21 protein-coding genes are annotated in these 22576 nt (G+C 66.5%); 19 read left to right on the forward strand and 2 right to left on the reverse strand.

What is annotated here, in order from left to right; translation table 11 throughout:
* Window positions 1-320: 320 nt before the first annotated feature.
* From serS to DT343_RS04340, 8 genes are all read left to right on the forward strand, one after another.
* Window positions 321-1823, forward strand: coding sequence for a serine--tRNA ligase (gene serS, locus DT343_RS04305; protein ID WP_112861875.1), 1503 nt, complete (start codon window positions 321-323; stop codon window positions 1821-1823).
* Window positions 1823-2617 (forward strand): 5'/3'-nucleotidase SurE, encoded by a 795-nt coding sequence (gene surE, locus DT343_RS04310; protein ID WP_112861876.1) that lies wholly within the window; start codon window positions 1823-1825, stop codon window positions 2615-2617. The genes serS and surE overlap by 1 nt, the downstream gene beginning before the upstream one ends.
* Window positions 2614-3258: a protein-L-isoaspartate(D-aspartate) O-methyltransferase gene (locus DT343_RS04315; protein ID WP_045810751.1), complete on the forward strand. Its 645-nt coding sequence runs from the start codon at window positions 2614-2616 to the stop codon at window positions 3256-3258. The genes surE and DT343_RS04315 overlap by 4 nt, the downstream gene beginning before the upstream one ends.
* Before the next feature lie 159 nt (window positions 3259-3417).
* Window positions 3418-4494: a peptidoglycan DD-metalloendopeptidase family protein gene (locus DT343_RS04320; protein WP_112861877.1), complete on the forward strand. Its 1077-nt coding sequence runs from the start codon at window positions 3418-3420 to the stop codon at window positions 4492-4494.
* A gap of 102 nt (window positions 4495-4596) precedes the next feature.
* The gene (yajC, locus tag DT343_RS04325) at window positions 4597-4908 is read left to right on the forward strand and encodes a preprotein translocase subunit YajC (RefSeq protein WP_017504795.1); all 312 of its coding nucleotides are present in this window, start codon (window positions 4597-4599) and stop codon (window positions 4906-4908) included.
* 36 nt (window positions 4909-4944) lie between these two features.
* A complete protein-coding gene (gene secD, locus DT343_RS04330; protein ID WP_055804957.1) occupies window positions 4945-6537 on the forward strand; it encodes a protein translocase subunit SecD in 1593 nt (530 codons plus the stop codon).
* Window positions 6537-7526, forward strand: coding sequence for a protein translocase subunit SecF (gene secF / locus DT343_RS04335; protein WP_112861878.1), 990 nt, complete (start codon window positions 6537-6539; stop codon window positions 7524-7526). Before secD ends, secF begins: the two co-directional genes overlap by 1 nt.
* Window positions 7527-7613: 87 nt before the next feature.
* On the forward strand, window positions 7614-7889 hold the full coding sequence (locus DT343_RS04340; protein WP_112861879.1) for a hypothetical protein: 276 nt from the start codon (window positions 7614-7616) through the stop codon (window positions 7887-7889).
* A gap of 44 nt (window positions 7890-7933) precedes the next feature.
* On the opposite strand, the gene DT343_RS04345 is transcribed toward DT343_RS04340, so the two are convergent.
* Window positions 7934-9139 carry a pyridoxal phosphate-dependent aminotransferase gene (locus tag DT343_RS04345; RefSeq protein ID WP_112862571.1) on the reverse strand — a complete coding sequence of 402 codons (1206 nt, stop codon included), beginning with the start codon at window positions 9137-9139 and terminating at the stop codon, window positions 7934-7936.
* 122 nt (window positions 9140-9261) lie between these two features.
* On the opposite strand from DT343_RS04345, the gene DT343_RS04350 reads away from it, so the two are divergent.
* From DT343_RS04350 to DT343_RS04390, 9 genes are all read left to right on the forward strand, one after another.
* The gene (locus DT343_RS04350) at window positions 9262-9975 is read left to right on the forward strand and encodes a TVP38/TMEM64 family protein (RefSeq protein ID WP_112861880.1); all 714 of its coding nucleotides are present in this window, start codon (window positions 9262-9264) and stop codon (window positions 9973-9975) included.
* A gap of 275 nt (window positions 9976-10250) precedes the next feature.
* The gene (locus DT343_RS04355) at window positions 10251-11291 is read left to right on the forward strand and encodes a rod shape-determining protein (RefSeq protein WP_112861881.1); all 1041 of its coding nucleotides are present in this window, start codon (window positions 10251-10253) and stop codon (window positions 11289-11291) included.
* 151 nt (window positions 11292-11442) lie between these two features.
* A complete protein-coding gene (mreC, locus tag DT343_RS04360) occupies window positions 11443-12588 on the forward strand; it encodes a rod shape-determining protein MreC (RefSeq protein ID WP_112861882.1) in 1146 nt (381 codons plus the stop codon).
* Window positions 12585-13103: a hypothetical protein gene (locus tag DT343_RS04365; protein ID WP_112861883.1), complete on the forward strand. Its 519-nt coding sequence runs from the start codon at window positions 12585-12587 to the stop codon at window positions 13101-13103. The genes mreC and DT343_RS04365 overlap by 4 nt, the downstream gene beginning before the upstream one ends.
* A complete protein-coding gene (mrdA, locus tag DT343_RS04370; RefSeq protein ID WP_112861884.1) occupies window positions 13100-15130 on the forward strand; it encodes a penicillin-binding protein 2 in 2031 nt (676 codons plus the stop codon). The genes DT343_RS04365 and mrdA overlap by 4 nt, the downstream gene beginning before the upstream one ends.
* On the forward strand, window positions 15127-16281 hold the full coding sequence (rodA, locus tag DT343_RS04375; protein ID WP_066551392.1) for a rod shape-determining protein RodA: 1155 nt from the start codon (window positions 15127-15129) through the stop codon (window positions 16279-16281). The genes mrdA and rodA overlap by 4 nt, the downstream gene beginning before the upstream one ends.
* 131 nt (window positions 16282-16412) lie before the next feature.
* Complete coding sequence (locus DT343_RS04380; protein WP_112861885.1) at window positions 16413-17594, forward strand: acyl-CoA dehydrogenase family protein; 1182 nt, start codon at window positions 16413-16415, stop codon at window positions 17592-17594.
* Window positions 17595-17620: 26 nt separating this feature from the next.
* Window positions 17621-17899: a hypothetical protein gene (locus tag DT343_RS04385; protein ID WP_258522498.1), complete on the forward strand. Its 279-nt coding sequence runs from the start codon at window positions 17621-17623 to the stop codon at window positions 17897-17899.
* Window positions 17900-17903: 4 nt separating this feature from the next.
* The gene (locus tag DT343_RS04390) at window positions 17904-19022 is read left to right on the forward strand and encodes an acyl-CoA dehydrogenase family protein (protein ID WP_112861887.1); all 1119 of its coding nucleotides are present in this window, start codon (window positions 17904-17906) and stop codon (window positions 19020-19022) included.
* Window positions 19023-19030: 8 nt separating this feature from the next.
* Here the strand turns inward: DT343_RS04390 and DT343_RS04395 are convergent, their stop codons facing one another.
* A complete protein-coding gene (locus DT343_RS04395) occupies window positions 19031-20350 on the reverse strand; it encodes an Hsp70 family protein (protein WP_112861888.1) in 1320 nt (439 codons plus the stop codon).
* A gap of 405 nt (window positions 20351-20755) precedes the next feature.
* On the opposite strand from DT343_RS04395, the gene DT343_RS17990 reads away from it, so the two are divergent.
* Both DT343_RS17990 and kdpA read left to right on the forward strand, forming a co-directional pair.
* The gene (locus DT343_RS17990) at window positions 20756-20830 is read left to right on the forward strand and encodes a potassium-transporting ATPase subunit F (RefSeq protein WP_368731202.1); all 75 of its coding nucleotides are present in this window, start codon (window positions 20756-20758) and stop codon (window positions 20828-20830) included.
* 18 nt (window positions 20831-20848) lie between these two features.
* Complete coding sequence (gene kdpA, locus DT343_RS04405) at window positions 20849-22558, forward strand: potassium-transporting ATPase subunit KdpA (RefSeq protein WP_112861889.1); 1710 nt, start codon at window positions 20849-20851, stop codon at window positions 22556-22558.
* The last annotated feature ends 18 nt before the right edge of the window (window positions 22559-22576 follow it).

The raw sequence follows: 22576 nt of genomic DNA on the forward strand, positions 1-22576 counted from the left end.
CCGTTTGACCCCGTGGATGGGAGACGGGGGACATAAATCGGCAAGCGGTTGAAATCGCTGCGGATGGACCAGCGGCATTATGATGGCTGAGCATCGTCTCCTCCCCATGTCATGGGGAGGTGGCTCGAAGCGCAGCGGAGAGACGGAGGGGCTCTTCAGCGCATCGCGGCGCTTAAGCGGCGTCTAGAACCCCTCCACCGCTTCGCGGTCCCCCTCCCCACAAGTGGGGAGGAGACGAGGATGCGAGCTTCTCGCGTTGCCCGATTCCGCGTGGGCGGGTAGAGCGTTCGGCTTCTCCCGCCCAGCCGAAGTTTCAGACCATGCACGACATCAGAGCCATTCGCGAGAACCCCCAGGTTTACGTGGCGGGCTGGTCGTCGCGAGGGGTGGATGATGCACAGAAGGTGGTGGACGATATCCGAGAGCTGGATGCCAAACTGCGTCAAGCCCAGACGACGGGGCAGGACGCCTTGGCCAAGCGCAATGCGGCCTCCAAGCTGATCGGCGCCGCCATGGGCCGCAAGGACATGGCCGAGGCCGACCGGCTGAAGGCCGAAGTCGAGGCGCTGAAGGGCGATATCGCGGCGGCGGCCGAGGTCGAGGCGCGCGTCGGCAAGGAACTGCGCGACCTGCTGGCCAAGCAGCAGAACCTGGCGGCCGAGGATGTGCCGGACGGCGAGGACGAGGCGGGCAATGTCGAGGTCTCGACCTGGGGCGAGCCGCGTCGCACCGTTCCGGCCAAGGACCACGCCGACCTGGGCGAGGCCTTGGGGATGCTGGACTTTGAGGCGGCGGCGAAAATGTCGGGCGCGCGGTTCGCGGTGCTGAAGGGGCAGTTGGCGCGGCTGGAACGGGCCGTGGGGCAGTTCATGCTGGATATGCAGACTTCGACGCCGGAAGGCGGTGAGCTGCACGGGTATCTGGAGGTAAACCCGCCGTATCTGGTGCGGGACGACGCGATGTTCGGGACCGGGCAATTGCCGAAGTTCGAAGAGGATTTGTTCAAGGCGTCTGCGGTGTCGAACGAAGTCGCAAGAAGTCTGCTGTCCCAAGCCATCACCGATGTGGTCGATCAGAATCGCGCGCAGGCGGAATTTGAAGCGACAGGAGCTTATCCGAAAGGATGGGATGAAAGCTCGGCCAACTGGGACGCTACCCCTGAGGGAGCGATCAAGTTCTTTGAGGAGGCTCTTGATTACGTCTCAGGTCAGTACCGCTATCTCATCCCCACAGCCGAAGTCTCTCTGACCAATCTCGTGCGCGAGACCATCCTGTCCGAGGACGACCTGGCGACTCCTATGCGGATGACGGCGTTGACGCCGTGCTTCCGGGCCGAGGCGGGGTCGGCGGGGCGCGATACGCGCGGGCTGATCCGCCAGCACCAGTTCTCCAAGGTCGAGATGGTGTCGATCACGCGGCCGGAGGACTCAGACGCTGAGCATGAGCGGATGACGGCGTGCGCCGAGGCGGTGCTGAAGGCGCTGGAGCTGCCGTTCCGGCGGATGCTGCTGTGCAAGGGCGACATGGGCTTTTCGGCGCAGAAGACCTTCGACCTGGAGGTCTGGCTGCCCAGCCAGGGGACCTATCGCGAGATCAGCAGCTGCTCGAACTGCGGGGACTTCCAGGCGCGGCGCATGGATGCGCGGTTCAAGCGGGCCGGCGAGAAAAAGACGGAGTTCGTCCATACGCTGAACGGCTCGGGCCTGGCGGTCGGCCGGACGCTGGTGGCGATCATGGAAAACTATCAGCAAGACGACGGGCGGATCGCCGTGCCGGCGGTGTTGCAGCCCTATATGGGCGGTTTGCAGGTCGTGGGCGGCTGATGCGTATTCTCCTGACCAACGACGACGGCATCGAGGCGGAAGGCCTGGAGTGCCTCGAGCGGATCGCGCGCACGATGAGCGACGACGTGTGGGTGTGCGCGCCCGCCGTCGAGCAGTCGGGCAAGGGGCGGGGGATCACCCTGACCGAACCGCTGAGGGTGCTGAACCTGGGCGAGAAGCGGTTCGCGGTGACGGGCACGCCGACCGACTGCGTCGTGCTGGCGGTCAACGATCTGATGCCGGAGAAGCCCGATCTGGTGCTGTCCGGCGTCAATCGCGGGCACAATATCGGCGAGGACGTCAGCTATTCCGGCACGGTGGCGGGCGCCTTGCAGGGGATGGCGTTCGGCATCCGCTCCATCGCCCTGAGCCAGAGCCTGGAGCGGTTTCACGACGAGGTGGTGGCGCACTGGGAGACGGCGGAAGCCTTCGCCCCGGCGATCATCAGTCGCCTGCTGGACCAGAAATGGGCGAACGGGGTCGTGATGAACCTGAACTTTCCCAACCGGCCGCCCGAAGCCGTCGATCAAGTCGAGGTGACGACCCAGGGCTTCCGCAACGTCGGCGAGATGCACGCGGTGCGGCGCACCGACCTGCGCGGACGGGACTATTACTGGATGAGCTTCCGCGGTGAAAAGCAGGAGCATGCCGAGGGCACGGACCTGCGGGCCATCGAGGAGGGGCGGATCTCGGTCACGCCGCTGCATATCGACCTGACGCACATGACCAGCGTGCATGACCTGAAGAAGGTGTTGGGCGGGGCGCCGCCCAAGACTGTGGCGACCGCCGCATGAACCTGCACGACGACCGGGCCGGGCGCTTGATCCTGTCGTTGAGGCAGCAGGGGGTCACGGATCCGCGCGTGCTGAAGGCGATGGAGAGCATCGACCGCGCGGTCTTCGTGCACGAGAAGTTCCTGGATCAGGCGTGGGAGGATCAGGCCCTGCCGATCGACTGCGCCCAGACGATCAGCCAGCCCTATATCGTCGGCCTGATGACCCAGGCGCTGGAGGTGCAGGCGCGGCATCGGGTGTTGGAGATCGGCACCGGCAGCGGGTATCAGTGCGCGGTGCTGAGCCGGCTGGCGCGCTATGTCTATTCGGTGGAGCGGTATCGCAGCCTGCTGGTCGAGGCCGAAGCGCGACTGCGGGTGCTGAAGATCGAGAACGTCATCACCAAGCACGGCGACGGCGGCCTGGGCTGGGCCGAACAGGCGCCCTTCGACCGGATCATGGTCACGGCCGCCTCGCCGACCGAGCCGACCGAACTGCTGAAACAGCTGAAGCCGAACGGGGTGCTGGTCGCGCCTGTGGGACGCACGTCGGTGCAGATGCTGCATCGCTACGTCGGGCAGGGCGACGGGTCGTTCCACCGCGAAAGTCTGACGGAAGTGCGTTTCGTGCCCCTGGTCGAGGGGACGGCGAAGGAGGGATAGGCTCCTTTTTGCTGGCTATCGCTCGCGACCGGGTTGCTCGCTGTTTGAGCCGTTAATCTTCGCGCCCCAATTCCGTGCGGTTTGCGGGGTTGGCTTATGGGGCGCGAGCGGGCACACCGGGCGGGCGAGTTTAACCACGAATGGGAGCAGCCGGTGGCGATGATTTCGGGCTGGATGAGAGCGGTTCTGGTCGCGGGGGCGGCGTTGAGCACGGCGGCCTGCATCAGCTATCCTTCGGAGCCGCGCTATTCGACGCATGCGAACCCGGCGCCGGCCTATGGTCCGGGGCAGGGCGCCTACCCGCAGCAGCCGACCTATCCGAACGCCGGCCAGAATCCGAACCAGCCCTATCGTCCCGCCCCTTATGAATCGCCGCCGCCCGCGACGGCGCCGATCGGTCAGGTCGATGGCGGGGCCTTGCCGCCGACGGTCAATGTCGGTCCGAGCCAACCGACCTATCAGCCGCCGGCGTCGCAGCCGCCCGCCTACACGCCGTCCTATCCGTCGTCGTCGGCCCCGGTGCGTCCGGGCGCGGCCTATGTGATCCAACCGGGCGACACGATCTCGGGCGTGGGACGCAGGTTCCAGACGCCGGTGCAGACGCTGATCGATCTGAACGGCCTGGGGCCACGCGGGGCGATCACGACGGGCCAGCGAATCATACTGCCTGAAGCGGCGGTGGATACCGGCCGCGATCCTTACGCGACTGGCGCTTCGCCCGTCGGCGTGCTGGTGCCCAACAACGGCGCCGTGCCGCCGCCTCCGCCGCCGCCCTCGGGCAATGCGGCGCTGCCGGTCCAGACGCGGCCTGTCGAACAGACCAACGCCACCGGCGCCGCTGCCGGTCAGCCGAACCTGCTGTGGCCCGTGCGCGGCGACATCGTGCGGCGTTTCGGCCCGGTCGGCATGGGCGAGCGGAACAACGGCATCAACATCGGCGCCTCGGCCGGCGCGACGGTCAGCGCCTCTGCGGCCGGGCGCGTGGCCTATGTCGGCAGCGATCTGGTGGGGCAGGGGCTGACGGTGCTGATCGTGCACGCCAACGGCTGGCGCACCGTCTATGGCCATCTGGGTTCGGCGACCGTCAAGGACGGGGACGACGTTCGCGCGGGCCAGCAGATCGGCACCGTGGGTCTGACGGCCGGCGACGGACGTCCCTCGATCCACTTCGAGACCCGTCAGATGCGCGGCGACGATCCGGTCGCGGTCGATCCTTTGACAGTGTTGCCCAGGTAGCGCTTTCGCCGCGTTGCAATCTGCGAGGCGCGGCCCTAGGTTCCGCGCCTCGTTTTAATGGGGGGCCGACGAGGGCTACCCTTCTATGTTCGGAGACGACCCATGGGCGCTGAAGGCGGCTTGACGGCGCAGTTGATCGGCTTTGCGCCCATCATCGGTATTTTCATCCTGTTCTACTTCCTGCTGATCCGTCCGCAGCAGAAGCGCGCCAAGGAACACGCGACCGCCATCGCCGCCGTCAAGCGTGGCGACACCGTCGTCCTGGGCAGCGGCATGATCGGCAAGGTCACTCGCGTCGAAGAGGCCGAGGTCAACGTCGAGATCGCGCCCAGCGTCAATGTGCGCGTGGTCAAGGCCATGATCGCCGAGGTGCGCAACCGCACCGCCATCGCCGCCAACGATTCCAAGGCCTGATACGCTCGCGTATCCGCCGATACCTGGACCGCCCTCATGATTCAGCTGTCGCGCTGGAAAGTCATTCTCGTCGTCGTCGCGGCCGTGCTCGGCTGTCTGCTGGCGTTCCCGAACCTGTTGTCCGATCAGCAACGCGAGGCGCTGCCCGGCTTCATGCCCAAGAACAAGCTGAACCTGGGGCTGGACCTTCAGGGCGGTTCGTATCTGCTGCTGGAAGTCGATGTGCCGGCGATGCGCGAAAAGCGCGTCACCAACCTGATCGAGGACGTTCGGGTCACGCTGAACGGCGCGGGCGTCGCCACCAACGGCTTCCAGCGTGAAGCCGGCGGCGTGGTCGTCACCCTGGCCAATCCGGCCCAGGGCGATGCCGCGTTCAAGGCGCTGCAACAGCTGGGTGGTCAGGTCGGACCGGGCGGCCAGGCGGAACGCACCGCGACGCGCCTGGGCGATAACCGCATCCGCTTCGCCTATACCGACGCCGCGCTGAATGGCATGGGCGCGACGGCCGTGGACCAGTCGATCGAGGTGGTGCGCCGCCGGATCGACAGCCTGGGCACGCGCGAACCCTCAATCACCCGCCAGGGCGCCGACCGGATCGTGGTCCAGGCGCCGGGCGAGAGCGATCCGAGCAAGCTGGAAGAAGTGATCGGCCAGACGGCGCAGCTGACCTTCCAGATGGTCGATGTCGAGAACTCGGTTCAGGACGCCCTGGCCGGCCGTGTGCCGCCCGATTCCGAACTGCTGCAAGGCGAGGACGGCACGCCCTATCTGGTCAAGAAGCGCGTGCTGGTGTCGGGCGAGAACCTGACCCGCGCCGGCGTCGGTTCGGACCAGAGCGGCCGTCCGGCCATCGACTTCCGCTTCGACGGCGCCGGCGCGCGGCGCTTCGGTGAAGCCACCGCCGCCAACCTTCAGAAGCCCTTCGCCATTATCCTGGACGGCAAGGTCATCTCGGCCCCGACGATCCAGAGCGCGATCACCTCGGGTTCTGGCCAAATCACCGGCAACTTCTCGATCCAGGAAGCGGCGACGCTGGTGAATCTGCTGAACGGGGGCGCCCTGCCGGCGCCGTTGAACGTCGAGGAGCGCCGCACCGTGACGGCTGAATTGGGTGCGGACGCGGTGGCGGCCGGCGCCCTGTCGACCGCCGTCGGCTTCGCCATCATCGTGCTGTTCATGATCCTGGCTTACGGCCTGCTGTTCGGCGGGGTGTCGGTGGTCGGTCTGGTGCTGAACGGCGTGCTGATCGTGGCGGCCATGTCGTTGACCCAGGCGACGCTGACCTTGCCGGGTATCGCCGGTCTGATCCTGACCTTCGCAGTCGCGGTGGACGCCAACGTGCTGATCTATGAGCGTATGCGTGACGAGGCCCGTGCGGGCCGCAGCGTCATCGCCTCTATGGACGCCGGCTTCAACAAGGCCATGGGCACGATCATCGACGCCAACCTGACCACCCTGGTCGCGGCGGGCATCATGTTCGTGTTCGGCGAAGGCCCGGTTCGCGGGTTCGCCTGGACCCTGACCATCGGTGTGTTCACCTCGGTCTTCTCTTCGGTCCTCGTCGCCCAGGTCCTGCTCGGCTACTGGCTCAAGACGGCCAAGCCCAAAAAACTGCCGATCGCGGAGTGATGGCGATGCGTGGATGGCCCCTCATCAAACTGCTGCCGCAGAAGACGAACTTCCATTTCGTCAAATATGCGCGGTTCGCCGGCGTCCTGTCGGTGATCCTGTGCGTCGCCTCGATCATCGCCTGCTTCTATCCCGGCCTGAACATGGGCATCGACTTCCGGGGCGGCGCCTCGATGGAAGTGTCCAAGCCCGCGGGTCAGACGATCGAGCTGGATCGGGTCCGCGAGGCCGTGAACGGCCTGAACCTGGGCGACGTTCAGGTCCAGGGCATTGCGCGTCGCGACACCAATGTCGATGACGGCTCGACCGCCATTCTTCGCTTCCAGGTGCCGGAAGGCCGCGATCAGACCCAAGTCGTCAACCAGGTCGAGGGCGCCATTAGCGGCGCGGTCGGTCAGGTCAACTATTCGGGCGTCAGCGTCGTCGGCTCCAAGGTGTCGGGCGAGCTGTTCACCTCGGGGCTGTTGGCTCTGGGCGTCGCGATCGGCCTGATGTTCCTTTACATCTGGTTCCGGTTCGAGCCGCAGTTCGGGTTCGGCGCCGTGGTCGGCCTGCTGCACGACGTGATCCTGACGTTCGGGCTGATCGTGCTGTTCAAGCTGGAGTTCAGCCTGAACATGGTCGCCGCCGTCCTGACCGTCATCGGCTATTCGATGAACGACACCGTCGTCGTGTTCGACCGCCTTCGCGAAAACCTGCGCAAGTACAAGACGATGCCGCTGCGCGACGTGATCGACCTGTCGCTGAACGAGACGCTGTCGCGGACCATCATCACCGGCGTGACCGCCGTCATGGTGCTGGCGGCCCTGGCCATCTTCGGCGGCGAGGCCCTGTTCGGCTTCTCGATCGCCCTGATGTTCGGCATCATCGTCGGAACCTATTCGTCGATCTATGTCGGTGCGCCGATCATCCTGTTGTGGGGCGTCAAGCGCGGCGCCCTGGCCGACGACGCCAAGCCGGTGAAGCTGGGCATGGCCAGCCGGCCGTAGGTCGATCGCTAGCGTCGAAAGTTGGGCCGTCCCGTCATCGCCGGGGCGGCCCTTTTCCTTGGACGGCGTCCGTGCAAGGCTGAGCCTATGAAAGCGCTCGTCTATGCCGCCGTTGCCCTCGCCCTGACCGGCGGACTGTCCGCCTGCACCGACAGCAAGCGGGCGCGCAACGACGCCACCTGGGGCGACAAGCCGGCCGACATCACCTGCTGGACCTATGGGGTGGAGAATTTCAAGGGACGCTCGACCGGCAAGGTCGAGTATGACGACGGCGGCCGGATCTCGTTCGTCGACGCGTCGAACAACCGCTACACTACGATCGATGGCGATTGCCGGGTCGTCTACATGCAGCCCAGCAAATAGGGCCGGATGGCGGGCGGAGGTTTTAGCCCCCGCCCTTGAGTCGATCAGCGCAGCGAGGCGGTGAAGCGCTGGATGCGGGTGCAGGCTTCTTCCAGCACAGCGTCCGAGGTGGCGTAGCTGATGCGGAAATAGGGGCTGAGGCCGAAGGCCTCGCCCTGTACGACGGCGACGCCCTCGGCGTTCAGCAGTTCGGCGGCGAAGGTGGAATCGCCGTCGATGACCACGCCCGTCTCTGTCGTCTTGCCGATCAGTCCGGCGATGGACGGATAGACGTAGAAGGCGCCCTCGGGTGTGGCGCAGGTGACGCCAGCCGCCTGGTTGAGCATCGATACGACGAGGTCGCGGCGCTTTTCGAAAGCAGCCTTGCGCTCAGGGATGAAGTCCTGCGGGCCGTTCAGCGCCTCGACGGCCGCCCACTGGCTGATGCTGGACGGGTTGGACGTGGTCTGGCTGGCCACCTTGCGCATCAAATCGATCAGCGGCTTGGGGCCGCCGGCGTAGCCGATGCGCCAGCCGGTCATGGCGTAGGCCTTGGAGACGCCGTTGACCGTCAGGGTGCGGTCGATCAGGTCCGGCGCCACCTGGGCGATGGTGGTGTATTCGAAGTCGCCATAGACGAGGTGTTCGTACATGTCGTCGGTCAGCACCCAGACGTGCGGATGGCGACGCAGAACCTCGGCCAAGGCTTCAAGCTCGGCGCGGGTGTAGGCGGCGCCGGTCGGGTTGGACGGGCTGTTCAGGATCAGCCATTTGGTGCGGGGCGTGATCGCGGCCTCCAGCACGGCGGGCAGCAGCTTGAAGCCGTCCTTCTCCTCGCCGATCACAGTAACGGGCTCGCCGCCGGCCAGCAGCGTCATGTCGGGATAGCTGACCCAGTAGGGGGCGGGCACGATGACTTCGTCGCCGGGGTTCAGCGTCGCGACCAGGGCGTTGAAGATGACGGGCTTGCCACCCGGCGCGACGTGGATGTTGGCCGCCGTATAGTCGAGATCGTTTTCGCGCTTGAACTTGGCCACGATGGCCGCCTTCAGCTTGGGCATGCCGTCCGCGTCGGTGTATTTGGTCTCGCCGCGGTTGATCGCGTCGATCGCCGCCTGTTTGATGTTTTCGGGCGTATCAAAGTCCGGCTCGCCGGCGCCCAGGCCGATCACGTCTCGACCTTCGGCTTTAAGCTTCCGGGCCTGCGCAGTGACGGCGATGGTGGCCGAGGGCTTGACGCGGGCGAGGGCGGAAGATTGCAGGCTGGACATCATTATCCCGTCGATTTGAAAGATTCATGCCGGGGAGGCGGGCTTGTTTACGCGGCGTCGCCCCTCGGGACAATGCGCTGATGCTCGCTAATGCAGAGATGGGATGATAAGCGGCGGCTCTGATGCGCTGGATCATCGATTTTCTGTCGAACATGGAGGCGCGTCGCTGGCGCGCCGTGCTGGCGACGGCCCTGCTGCTGGGCGCGATGATCGCCTTGTTCGCCGTCGGCAAGAGCCAGCTGGGGCTGGAGGCCGAGGGGCGGCTGGAAGACTGGCTGGCCGGATTCCGTCAGGGACCTTGGGGCCTGGTCGCCGCCATCGTGGTGTTTACGGTCTCGGCCTTTTTCGGCGCGCCGCAGTTCATCCTGATCGCCGCCTGCGTCGTGGCGTTCGGGCCGTGGTTCGGCTTCCTCTACAGCTGGATCGCGACTGTCGTGTCGGCGGGCGTGACCTATTGGCTGGGGCGAGGGCCCACGGCGCGGCTGCTGGCGCGCCACGGCGGCAAGACGGTCGGACGGCTGACGCGGTTCGTCGGCAAGAACGCCTTTTACGCCAGCTTCATGATCCGCAACGTGCCGTCGGCGCCGTTCATCGTTGTCAACATGGCATTCGGGGCGGCGAGGGCGTCGTTCCCGGGCTTTCTGGCGGGGTGCGCGCTGGGGGTGCTGCCCAAGACGGCGCTGGTCGCCTTCTTCGGCGGATCGTTCATGACGGCGGTCAGCGGCGACGGCATCTGGACCTCGGCCATATTGGCTGGCGTGGCGCTGGCCTGGCTGGGACTGATGCTGGTGGTGCGCGAACTGGTGAAGCGGCGCGAGGGCGTCCGGGGCGATTGATCGGGGCATCGTCCGTATCCAGACGATCATGCGGCTCAAGCGAAGCGGGTCCTCGGTGTCATCCACAGGCGCGCCGCGCGACTGTGGCGTTGTCAATATGACGAGACCGTCATCGGGGCTTGTAATCCCGGTTTCATACAGGCAAACCCGCCGCTAGTAGGCGTGGCGAAGACGATCAGGAACTGTCCGGCGTGGGGATGTCAGGGCAGTTGGGGCGTCGCCAGGTCGACTGAGACATCTAGACGCCCTACCAGCTAACAACGGTATCGATTCCCATGAGCTTCTCCCTTTTCGGCGCGATCTCCAACGACATCGCGATGGACCTGGGCACCGCCAACACCCTGATCTACATGAAGGGCAAGGGCATCGTCCTGAACGAGCCGTCGGTCGTGGCGCTGAGAAATGTCGGCGGGCGCAAGGTCGTCCACGCTGTGGGTATCGAGGCCAAGCAGATGCTGGGCCGCACGCCGGGCCACATGGAGGCGATCCGCCCCATGCGCGACGGCGTCATCGCCGACTTCGAAGTCGCCGAGGAGATGATCAAGCACTTCATCCGCAAGGTTCATAACCGCAAGGGCTTCGTGAACCCGAAGATCATCGTCTGCGTGCCCTCGGGCGCCACGGCGGTCGAGCGCCGTGCGATCAATGACAGCTGCCTGAACGCCTCGGCGCGCCGCGTGGGCCTGATCGACGAGCCGATGGCGGCCGCCATCGGCGCTGGCCTGCCGATCCACGAGCCGACCGGCTCGATGGTCGTCGACATCGGCGGCGGCACGACCGAAGTCGCCGTCCTGTCGCTGTCGGGCATCGTCTATTCGCGTTCGGTCCGCGTCGGCGGCGACAAGATGGACGACAGCATCATCAGCTACATGCGCCGCAACCATAACCTGCTGATCGGCGAAACGACCGCCGAACGCATCAAGAAGGACATCGGCACCGCCCGTATTCCGGCGGACGGCGAAGGCCTGTCGATCGAGGTCAAGGGCCGCGACCTGATGCAGGGCGTGCCGCGCGAGGTGCGCATCTCGGAGCGCCAAGCCGCCGAGGCCCTGGCCGAGCCGGTGACCCAGATTATCGAGGCCGTGAAGGTCGCGCTGGAAGCCACCCCGCCGGAACTGGCCGCCGACATCGCCGACAAGGGCATCATGTTGACGGGCGGCGGCGCGCTGCTGCGCGGCCTGGACGTCGAGATCCGCGATCACACCGGCCTGCCGGTGTCGGTCGCCGACGATCCGCTGTCGTGCGTGGCCATCGGCTGCGGTCGCGTGCTGGAACATCCGCGCTGGATGAAGGGCATCCTCGACTCCGCGCTCTGATCCGTCCGTTGCGGCCGGGTGAAAGCTTGGCTGCAAATCCTTTTCATGCCTGCGTGATCACGGTTCCATTCCAGCCTTGATTTTGCGATAGGCAGGCTGAGCGGCAGGGGGCGTCCTGCCGATTCCAACCCCTTTTAGTGGAAGGTCGCCCGTGGCGTTTCGCGACGGCCCTTTTGAAAATATCAAGGTGCCGCTGGCGTGGACCGCCGCGGTCGTCGTGGTCGTGGCTGTCATCGGCGCGATCGTCCTGTTGCTGGGCGATCGGACCACGTCCGAGGGCGGCTCGACCATGGGCGCGGCGCGCGGCGGTTTCGAAGCGGCGGCCGGGCCGGTCGGCGGGGTCTTCGCCGCGCCGGTGCGGTGGGCCGGCGCGGCTCGCGACTACGTCGGCGGCTATTTCTTCGCCATCGGCGAGAACCGCCGCCTGAAGGCCGAGATCGCCGAACTGCGCGGCTGGCGCGACGAAGCGATTGCCCAAAAGAACATCAACGGCCGCTACGAGGCCCTGCTGGGCCTGCGCACCGAACCGCCGGTTCCCATGGCCACCGGACGGGCGATTTCGGAATCGCGCGGTCCCTTCTCCAACGCCAAGCTGATCGACGTCGGTTCGGCCAAGGGTGTGCGGATCGGCAATCCCGTCGTGACGGAACATGGACTGGTCGGTCGGGTGACGGGCGTGACGGGCGGCGTCAGCCGTGTCGTGCTGCTGACGGATGTGGCGTCTCGCACGCCTGTGATGATCGAGCGCACCGATGCGCGCGCCATGCTGACCGGCGACGGCGGCGACAGCCCGCGTCTGGAGTTCATTCGCGGATCCGGTTCGATCAAGGCGGGCGACCGAATTCTGAGTTCAGGGGACGGCGGCGGGCTGCCCCGCGGTCTGCCGGTCGGCGTGGCCGCCAAGGGCGTGGACGGCGCCTGGCGGGTCAAGCTGTTCAGCGACCATGGGGCGATCGATTATGTCCGCGTGCTGCTGTTCCAGAGCTTCGGACAACTGGTCAGTCCGAATGCCCTGAACGCGCCGCCGCTCGCAGGCCTGGCGACGGCGCCGGAGCCGAGCGCCGCCGAGGTCGGAGCGATCCGTGACGCCGCCGCCCGTCGTGCCGCGGCGCAGCAGGCCCAGGCCGAACGGGCGCGTGCTGCGGCGGCGACGCCAGCGCCAGCGCCTGCCCCCGCCGCTGCGCCGACGGCGGCTCGTCCGGCCGTGACGTCTCCGAGACCTGCGGCTTCCACCCCGTCGCCTGCGCCTGTTGCGGCCAGCCCTGCGCCGACAGCCGCTCCGGGAGGCGCCGCGTGAGACGGCCCGTCGCGGTTCGCGTTGTCGGACCTCTTCAGTGGATCGTCTATCCGGCCCTGCTCGTCCTCGCCGCGACGGTCATTCTGGGCACGCCGCTCCAACTGTTCGGTCTGCATCTGCCCGAGCCGGTCATTCCGATGATCCTGGCCTTCGCCTGGCCCTTGATCCGGCCGTCGATGCTGGCGCCGGCGGTGTTGTTTCTGATCGGCCTGTTCCTGGATCTGTTCTGGAATACGCCGCTAGGTCTGTGGGCGCTGTGCCTGATGGGCGTCTATGGAACGGTGCTGCTGTCGCGCAATCTGCTGGCGGGGCATGAGGGCCTGATCCGGTTCAGCGCCTATGCCGCCTGCACGCTGGGCGCCTTTTTTCTGGCCTATCTGGTGGTGACGATGCGGGCGGCGAACGCTCCGGCGATCCTGCCGCTGGTCGGACAGATCGTGCCGACGCTGCTGCTGTTTCCGATCGCCAACTGGATGCTTGAGCGATTCGACGACGGAGATATTCGGTTCCGATGAGCGGCGAGCCCTCCATCTTCTTTGCCGATGTGAATGAGCGTCAGGGGTCCTTCCTGCGGCGCACCTTCGTGCTGGGCGGGGCCACGGCTCTGGGGATCACCGCGCTGATCGGACGGCTGGGCCAGCTGCAGGTCGTTCAGGCTCAGGAATATGCGACCCTGTCGTCGCAGAACCAGTTCAACTTCCGCATGGTCCCGCCGCCGCGCGGCCTGATCAAGGACCGCAACGGCGTCGTCATCGCCGGCAATCGCCCCAGTTTCCGGGTGCTGGTGGTGCGCGACGAAACCAAGGATCTGGACCAGACGCTGGATCTTCTGGGGCGTGTGCTGCCCGACACGCTGGAGCGGCGGCGCGCCATCATCCGCGACGTGAATGCGGCGTCCAAGTTCAACCCGGTGCCGGTCAAGAGCGACCTGACCTGGGAAGAGTTCGCCAAGGTCAATCAGTACGCCAACGAACTGCCCGGCGTGATGGTCGATATGAACGAGGCGCGCTACTACCCGTTCGGCGGAGCGTTCGCGCACGTCATTGGCTATGTGGCCAAGGTTTCGGATCGGGACGTCAAGGCGATCCGCGACAAGGGCGAGCAGCCGCCGGCCCTGCTGTTCAATCCCAGCTTCCGCATCGGCCGTCAGGGCGTCGAAAAGGCGCTGGACGCGTCGCTGCGCGGCGAACCGGGCGGCAATCGGGTCGAGGTGGATGCGCGCGGTCGCGTGGTCGCCGAGGACATCGGCGGATCGCGGCCGGCCGTGCCGGGCAAGGAAGTCATCCTGACGCTGGACGCCGACGTTCAGAACCGGGCGCTGGAGGTGTTCGGCGACGAGTCGGGCGCCTGTGTGGTCATGGATGTGCGCAACGGCGACATCCTGTGCATGATGTCTGCGCCGTCGTTCGATCCAAACCTGTTCGTCGGCGGCGTGCCGAGCAAGACCTATCGCGCTTTGGCCGACTATGAGCGCAAACCGCTGCTGGACAAGACGCTGAACGGGACCTTCCCACCGGGATCGACCTTCAAGCCGACGACGGCCCTGGCCTTGCTGGAGGCGGGTGTGGATCCAAACCAGACGGTCTTCTGCAGCGGCGCGTATCGCACCGGCAACCGGGTGCAGCGATGCTGGGGGCGGCATGGCACCCAGAACATGCACAATGCGATCAAGAACTCCTGCGACGTCTATTTCTACGCCATGTGCAACCGCGCGGGCGTGGACAATATCCGCAAGGCGGGGCTGGCGCTGGGCTTCGAGCACGAGTTCGACATCGGCGTCGGCAACCAGCGCAAGGGCCTGTTGCCGTCCACGGAATGGAAGGCGCGAACCTTCCCGCGCGATCCGGTCTGGCATCCGGGGGAGACGACCTCTGTGGCTATCGGGCAGGGGGCGATCACGGTGAACGCCCTGCAGCTGGCCGTCATGACCTCGCGCCTCGCGAACGGAAAAAAGCAGCTTCAGCCGCGCCTGATCAAATCCATCGGCGGCGTCGAACAGCCCAGCGGAGCCGAGGCCCCGGACCTGCCGTTCGATCCGGCCCACGTCGAATATGTGCGCCAGGGCATGATCGCCGTGGCCAATGACCGATCCGGCACCGCCTATCGCCAGAGCCAGTTGGGCCTTGGCGACATACAGATGGCCGGCAAGACCGGCACGGCTCAGGTTAGGAACTACGGCTCCGGCTCGCGCAAGAGCAATATCTGGGCGCTGAAGGACCACAACCTGTTCGTGGCGTTCGCGCCGGTGGATGCGCCGCGATATGCGGTCGCCATCATCGTCGAACACGGGGGCAAGGGCGGAGCGACCGCCGGCGCGCCGCGTGCGCGTGAAGTGATGCGCACCGTGCTGCTCAAGGATCCGGACATGCGAGCCCGCATCGAACGGCCGCTGCCGCCCGAGCCGACCGGCGACGCCATCGTCGAGGACGGCGTGGTCGGCGCCGCGCCCGAGCCCGATGTCGTGGCCCCGCCGCAGCCGAGCCGCCCCGCGCCGTCTGCGACCAGCGGGCCGCGTCCCTATCTGTCCGAGCCCGGCCGTTGACCGCCTCTGCTCTGTCACGTCCCGGCGAGCGCGAACGCGTCTCGACCAAACTGGGCCAGATCGACTGGCGGCTGACAGCCTTGCTGTGCGTGGTGTCCGGCACCGGGGCCCTGATGCTGTATTCGGTGGCCGGCGGATCGTGGTCGCCGTGGGCGATGAAGCACCTGATCCGGTTCGGCATGTGTCTGGCGCTGATGCTGATGCTGTCGCTGATCAGCATCCGCTACTGGTTCGCCTTGGCCTATCCCATCTACGGGATGGCGCTGTTCATGCTGGCGCTGGTGGAGACGCCGCTGGGCTATACGGCCTTGGGCGCCACGCGATGGCTGGACCTGGGCTTCACCCGCATCCAGCCGTCCGAGATCATGAAGATCGGCGTCGTGCTGGCCTTGGCGCGCTGGTATCACGGGGCCTCGGCCAAGGAGGCGAGCTTCCATTGGAAGCTGATCTTCCCGGTCGGGATCATCGGCTTGCCGTTCCTGCTGGTCGCGCACCAGCCGGACCTGGGATCGGCCATGCTGATCGGTTTGACGGGCGCGGCGATCATGTTCGTCGCCGGGCTGAGCTGGCGGATCATCCTGCCGCTGATCATCGCCGCCGCCGTGCTGGTGCCGCCCTATGTCATGTTCGGCATGCACGACTATCAGCGTCACCGGGTGCTGACCTTCCTGAACCCCGAGGCCGACATGTCGGACAAGGGCTATCAGATCGTGCAGTCCAAGATCGCCATGGGGTCGGGCGGACCGCTGGGGCGCGGGTTCGGCCTGGGCAGCCAGAGCCAGCTGGAGTTCCTTCCCGAGCGCCAGACTGACTTCATCTTCGCCGCCTTCGCCGAGGAGTTCGGCTTTGTGGGCACCTTCACGCTTCTGGCCTCCTATGCCGCCATCATTCTGATCTCGCTGAGGATCGCCTCGCTGTCGCACAGTCACTTCGGGCGATTGGCGGCGTCGGGCGTGACGGCGACATTCGCGCTCTATGTCCTGATCAACGGGGCGATGGTGATGGGGCTGGCGCCGGTCGTGGGCGTGCCGATGCCGCTCTTGTCCTATGGCGGCACGGTGATGCTGACCGTCATGATCGGTTTCGGTCTGGTGATGGCGACGAGGGTTCACCGCTATGCCGAACTGCCCAAGGGTCACGGCCTGATCTGACGTTACGTCAGCTATGTGATCGGCATTCAGGTTTCGCTTTCTAAGGCGGGGATTTCCTGGATAAGGTCATTCCCAACGATGTCTCGCATCGGTTTCGGCCGGTCAGCGACGCACGCTATGGGAGACGAGGAATGACCGATCTGGAGCAGTTCCGCGCCGAGACGCGCGCCTGGCTGGAGGCGAACTGCCCGGCCGAATGTCGCGGGCCGATGGCCGACGACGAGATGATCTGGGGCGGGCGAAATCCCACGTTCAAGACCCCGGCGCACAAGCAATGGCTGGAGCGGATGGGCGCGCGGGGCTGGACGGCGCCGGAATGGCCCAGGGAATACGGTGGAGGCGGCCTCAGCCGCGAGGAGGCCAAGGTGTTGGCTTCCGAACTGCGGCGCATCAAAGCCCAGCCGGCCCTGGCCAGTTTCGGCGTCTGGATGCTGGGCCCGGCGCTGCTGGCCTTTGGCACCGAAGAGCAGAAGAAGCGCTTCCTGCACGAGATCGTGCGCGGCGAGGTCCGTTGGTGCCAGGGCTACTCCGAGCCAGGCGCGGGATCGGATCTGGCGTCCATTCAGACGCGGGCCGCGGATCAAGGCGACCACTGGATCGTCAACGGCCAGAAGATCTGGACCTCCTACGCCGACAAGGCCGACTGGATCTTCTGCCTCGTGCGCACGGACCCTGAGGCGCCCAAACATCTGGGCATCAGCTTCGTGCTGTTCGACATGAAAACGCCGGGCGTGACGACGCGGCCGATCACCCTGATTTCAGGCAAGTCGCCCTTCTGCGAGACCTTCTTCGACGACGTGCGGGTGGAGAAGGAAAACCTGGTCGGTACGCTGAACCGGGGCTGGGACGTGGCCAAATACCTGCTGGCGCACGAGCGGACCATGATCGGCGCGATGGGCGAGGTCGGCGGCGGGCGGCCTGTGGGGCAGGTGGCGCTGGACGCCATCGGCGCCGACGCGGCGGGGCGGCTGGACGAGCCGATGCTGCGTGCCCGGATCGCGGACCTCGAGATCGACGCCGCCGCCTTCCGCCTGGCGATGGAACGGGTGGGCGATCAGGTGAAGGCCAAACAGGCGCACCCGGCCATCGCCTCCATGCTGAAATACTATGGCTCCGAGCTGAACAAGCGACGGCATGAGCTGCTGATGGCGGCGGGCGGGGCCGATGCGCTGGAGTGGGAGGGCGAGCGGTCGCATGACGGCAAGACGGCGCGCGACTGGCTGCGGACCAAGGCCAACTCCATCGAGGGCGGCACCAGCGAAGTCCAGCTGAACATCATCGCCAAACACCTGCTGCAACTCCCGGGAGCGTGAAGGTGACAGGCGTAATAGAACGGCCTTTGCTTTTCGGTATCGCGGCAGTCGGCGTCGTTCTCAGCGGGCTGCTGAGCTTCATCATGCTGATGCCTATGGGATGGAGCATGTCTTGGAGCGAACTTGCACCGACTTGGAGCGCCAAGTTCTTCTTTCTTACGCCCGGGGTGGCTTTAATCGTCGCCGGGCTGGCGAAATTCTCGCCACGACCGTCACCATCGCAGGAAGTCGCCCTCCTGGCGGCGCCCGCCTATCAGGCGATCTATCTCGCTTTCTCGTATTTCGCCGCGCAGTCAGGAGACTGAACCCATGCCCCTGATCCTGACCGAAGAACAGACGATGTTGCAGGACGCCGCCGACGGCTTCCTGAACGAACAGGCGCCGATCGCGCATCTGAGAAAGCTGCGGGACGAGCGTGACGCCGATGGGGTGTCGCGCGACCTGTGGCGGGCCTTTGGCGAGATGGGTTTCGCCGGCGTCATCATCCCCGAGGCGCTGGGCGGCATGGGGCTGGGCGCGGTCGAGGCCGGGGTGATCGCCGAAAGTTTGGGGCGCACCCTGACGCCGTCGCCGTATCTGGGATCGTCGATCCTGTCGGCCAAGGTGCTGATCGACGGCGGATCGCAGGCGCAGCAATCGTGGCTGCCCAGGATCGCAGCAGGCGGGGCGATCCTGTCGCTGGCGGTGGATGAGGGCGCGAAGCACGCGCCGTCGCGGATCACCACGCGGGCCGAGCGGGCGGGCAACGGCTTCAAGCTGAACGGCGCCAAGGCCTTCGTGCTGGACGGCCATGTGGCGGACGCGCTGATCGTTGCAGCGACGGCTGAGGAAGGGATGACGCTATTCCTGGTCGATCCGGCGACGGCGGGCGTCTCGGTCGAGCGCATGATGATGGTGGATGCGCACAATGCCGCGCGGATCACTCTGAACGATGTGGAGATCGACGCCGATGCGGTGATCGGCGCGGTCGGGGGCGGGGAGGCGCTGCTGGACGGCGCACTGAACCTGGGGCGGTCCTGCGCGGCCTCAAGCCTGACCGGCGCGGGCGATCAGGCGTTTAAGACGACGATGGACTATCTGCGGACGCGAAAACAGTTCGGCAAGCTGATCGGCGAGTTTCAGGCGTTGCAGCACCGGGCCGCGCATCTGTTCTCGGAGCTGGAGCTGGCGCGCGCGGCGACGATCGGCGCGCAGATCGCCATCGACGAGGGGCGCGAGGACGCGCCGCTGGCGGCCTCCGTCGCCAAGGCCAAGGCAGGGCGCGTCGCCGAGCTGGCGGTGCAGGAGGCGGTGCAGATGCATGGCGGCGTCGGCATGACCGACGAATTCGACGTCGGTCTTTTCATGAAGCGGGTGCGGGTGCTGAACGAACTGCTGGGCGACGCCGGGTTCCACGCCGAACGGGTGGCGCGGGCGCAAGGGTTCTAGGGTCGGGTCTAGACCGCCTTTTCGCTCCACAGGTCCAAATCCGCCTCGCGCCCGATCAGGGCCAGGCCGGCGGCGATGGATTCGAACTCGCCGCCCGTCTCGATTCGATCGGCGCCGAAGCGGTTCTGGAACAGCGCCCGCACGGCCGGCACGAAGGAGGTGCCGCCGGTCAGGAAGACGCGGTCGATGGCGTCGGGCGCCAGGCCGCTGCGGGCCATCGCCTGATCCACCGCGCCCTCGATGGCGGCCAGTTCCGGCGCGATCCAGCGTTCGAAATCGGCGCGGGCGACCGGCTTTTCGATATGGACGCCGCCGGCCTGGAACAGGAAGGTCGCTTGGTCGTCGGCCGACAGGGCCATCTTCAGCGTTGAGACGGCGCGGTACAGATCATGGCCGTGGTTGTCGTCCAGCACCTCGATCAGGCGCTCGATCTTCTCGGGCTCCAGCGCGGTGCGAGCCAGCGCGCGGATGTCGCGCATGTCGCGCGAGGCCCGTAGCAGGGCCAGCTGATCCCAGCGGGCGAAGGCGGAATAATACCGCTGGGGAATCGGCAGTTGCTTGCCGACGGAGCTGTACAGACCGCCCTTGCCCAGTTCGGGCGAGACCAGTTGGTCGATGATCCGGTAGTCGAAGGCGTCGCCCGCCACGCCGACGCCCGAGCGCGCCAGCGGCGTCGAACGCAGGCCGTCGGGCGTATGTTCGAACCGGATGATGGAGAAGTCGCTGGTGCCGCCGCCGAAGTCGGCGACCAGGACCGTGGCGTCCGCCTTCAGCTGGCGCGCGAAGTAGAAGGCGGCGCCGACCGGCTCGTGCGCGTAGCGGATGTCGGTGAAGCCCAGCCGCTCGAACGCCGTCTGATAGCGCGACAGGGCCAGGGTCTCGTCCGGATTGCCGCCCGCAAAGGTGACGGGACGGCCGACGATGACGGCGGGAGGTGTGTCGGACAGTTCGTCGCCGGCGTGGTGGCGCAGGCGCAGCAGGAAGGCGGCCAGCAGATCCTCGAAGGCGTAGCGCTTGTTGTCGATCCGGGTCTCGGTGAAGGCGGCGCTGGCGGCGAAGGTCTTGAACGACTGAATGAAGCGGGTCTCCAGCGGATCCTCGACATAGGCGGCGATGGCCCAGGGCCCGGCCTCGACCACGCGCTCGGGCGGCTGGCCGTCCACGCCCGGATGAGTCTGGAAGCTGAGCGCCGAGCGGAAGGTGGTCGTCTGGCCCTCGACCGCGTCGAAGGTCACGAGATGGGCGAGGCCGTCCGCATCGGTCAGGGCGACGACCGTATTGGTCGTGCCGAAATCGATCCCGATCGTCATCGGTTTCGTCGCCGTCATGGCAGGGCTCCAGGCAGGGGAGCCGGGTTCCTAACGGCAGACGAGGCAATAGCAAGCCTTATCCAAGACGTGTCATTTCCTAGTGGAAGCTTTTTACGACACTTGCGCGTCCGAAGACAGCCGGCACTTGACGCTGCCCGCATGTCCGACGGCACTTCCGTAAGGTGCTTCACGCGGCTCGCAGGCGCCTGTGGGATGCCCGCACAACCCGCCCCTTATGTTTTCCTTATGCGCCGCGCGTGATCCGGAATGGCGCGCTTATGCCTCTCGGTGAGCATTTGCCGTCTCCAACAAGTCGGAGGCGATCGGCATGGCCGATGTGATTTTTCTGGCGGTGGGTGCGGGGGCGTTCGCCGTCTTCGCCTTGCTGGCCACAGCGTTGAAACGGGTGTGACGATGATCGCCATGCTCTGGGGGGCGGGGGCGCTGGTCGTCGCCGTATACATGGTCGCGGCGCTGCTGCGGCCCGAGCGGTTCTAAGGGACCGGGACTAAAATCATGAACATTCAAGGATGGGGCGAGATCGCCCTGACCCTTGGGCTGGCCGTAATGCTCGGCTGGCCCATCGGCGTTTATATGTCGCGCGTCTGGAATGGCGAGCGGACCTGGCTGGATCCGGTGCTGAAGCCGGTCGAGGCCGTCTTCTACGGCGCCGCCGGCGTCGATCCGAAACGCAGCCAGGGCTGGCTGGGATACGCCGGCGCCCTTTTGGCCTTCAATCTGGCGGGCTTTGTCCTGCTCTATGCGATCCTGCGTCTGCAGGGCGTGCTGCCGCTCAACCCGCAAGGGTTCGCTGGCGTGTCTCCGCATCTGGCCTTCAACACCGCCGTCAGCTTCGTGACCAACACCAACTGGCAGAGTTATGGCGGGGAGGCGACCCTATCGACCTTCACCCAGATGGTGGGCCTGACGGTGCAGAACTTCGTCTCGGCGGCGACGGGCGCGACGATCGCGGCGGCCCTGGCGCGCGCCTTCGTGGCCAATCGCGGCGAGGGGGTCGGCAACTTCTGGGCCGATCTGACGCGCACGACCCTGTATGTCCTGCTGCCCGCCGCCCTGATCCTGGCCGTGGTGCTGTCGGGTCTCGGCATCGTTCAGAGCCTAGCTGCCCATGTGACGGCGACCGGCGTCGAGGGCGGGTCCCAGACCTTGCCGCTGTTCCCGGCCGCCAGCCAGGTGGCGATCAAACAGCTGGGCATCAACGGCGGCGGCGTCTTCAACGTCAACGGCGCCCATCCGTTCGAGAACCCGAACGCCATCACCAATCTGCTGACCGCCGTGGCGATCAACGTCATGGGCTGGGCGGCCTTCTTCGCCTTCGGCCGCACGGCTATGGCGGGACGCGACGTCCGCGCCCTGGCGGCGGCCGCCCTGATCCTGCTGAGCTCCGCCAGCGCGGCCATGTATGTGATTGAGACCCAGCCGGCCCCGGCCCTGGTCGCGGCCCAGGTGGACGCCTCGGTCAATATGGAGGGCAAGGAGGTCCGCTTCGGCGCGCCCGCCTCGACCGTCTGGTCGGTGGTCACGACCGGCGCCTCGAACGGCTCGGTCAACTCGATGCACGCCAGCTTCATGCCCTTAGGCGGCGGGTTGCAGATGTTCCTGATGCAGTTGGGCGAGATCCTGCCTGGCGGCGTCGGTTCGGGCATCGCCATCATGGTCGTCATGGCCCTGCTGTCGGTCTTCGTCGCGGGCCTGATGGTCGGGCGCACTCCGGAATATCTGGGCAAGAAGATCGAGGCGCGCGAGATCCAGTTCGCCATGATCGCGGTGCTGATCCTGCCGCTGGCTATCCTGGGGTTCACCGCCGTGTCGGCCGTCTTCCCGACGGCGCTTGCGGGCCTGCTGAACAAGGGGCCGCACGGCCTGTCGGAGATCCTCTACGCCTACACCTCGGCGGCGGCGAACAACGGCTCGGCCTTTGCGGGTCTGACCGCCAACGCCCCCTGGTGGAACACGACACTGGGTCTGGGCATGCTTTTCGGGCGGTTCATTCCGGCCGTCGCCGTCCTGGCCATCGCCGGCAGTCTGGTGGTCAAGCCCAAGCTGGCGCCCAGCCCCGGCACCCTGCCGACCGACAACGGCCTGTTCATCGGCCTGCTGATCGGCGTGATCCTCATCCTCGGCGGCCTGCAGTTCCTGCCCGCCCTCGCCCTGGGACCGATCGTCGAGCACTTCCAGGTGCTCGCGGCGGTCGCCGGCGCCTGATCCTTCGGACATCCTGAC

The sequence above is a fragment of the Brevundimonas vesicularis genome (assembly GCF_900445985.1).
Lineage (GTDB): Bacteria > Pseudomonadota > Alphaproteobacteria > Caulobacterales > Caulobacteraceae > Brevundimonas > Brevundimonas vesicularis_D.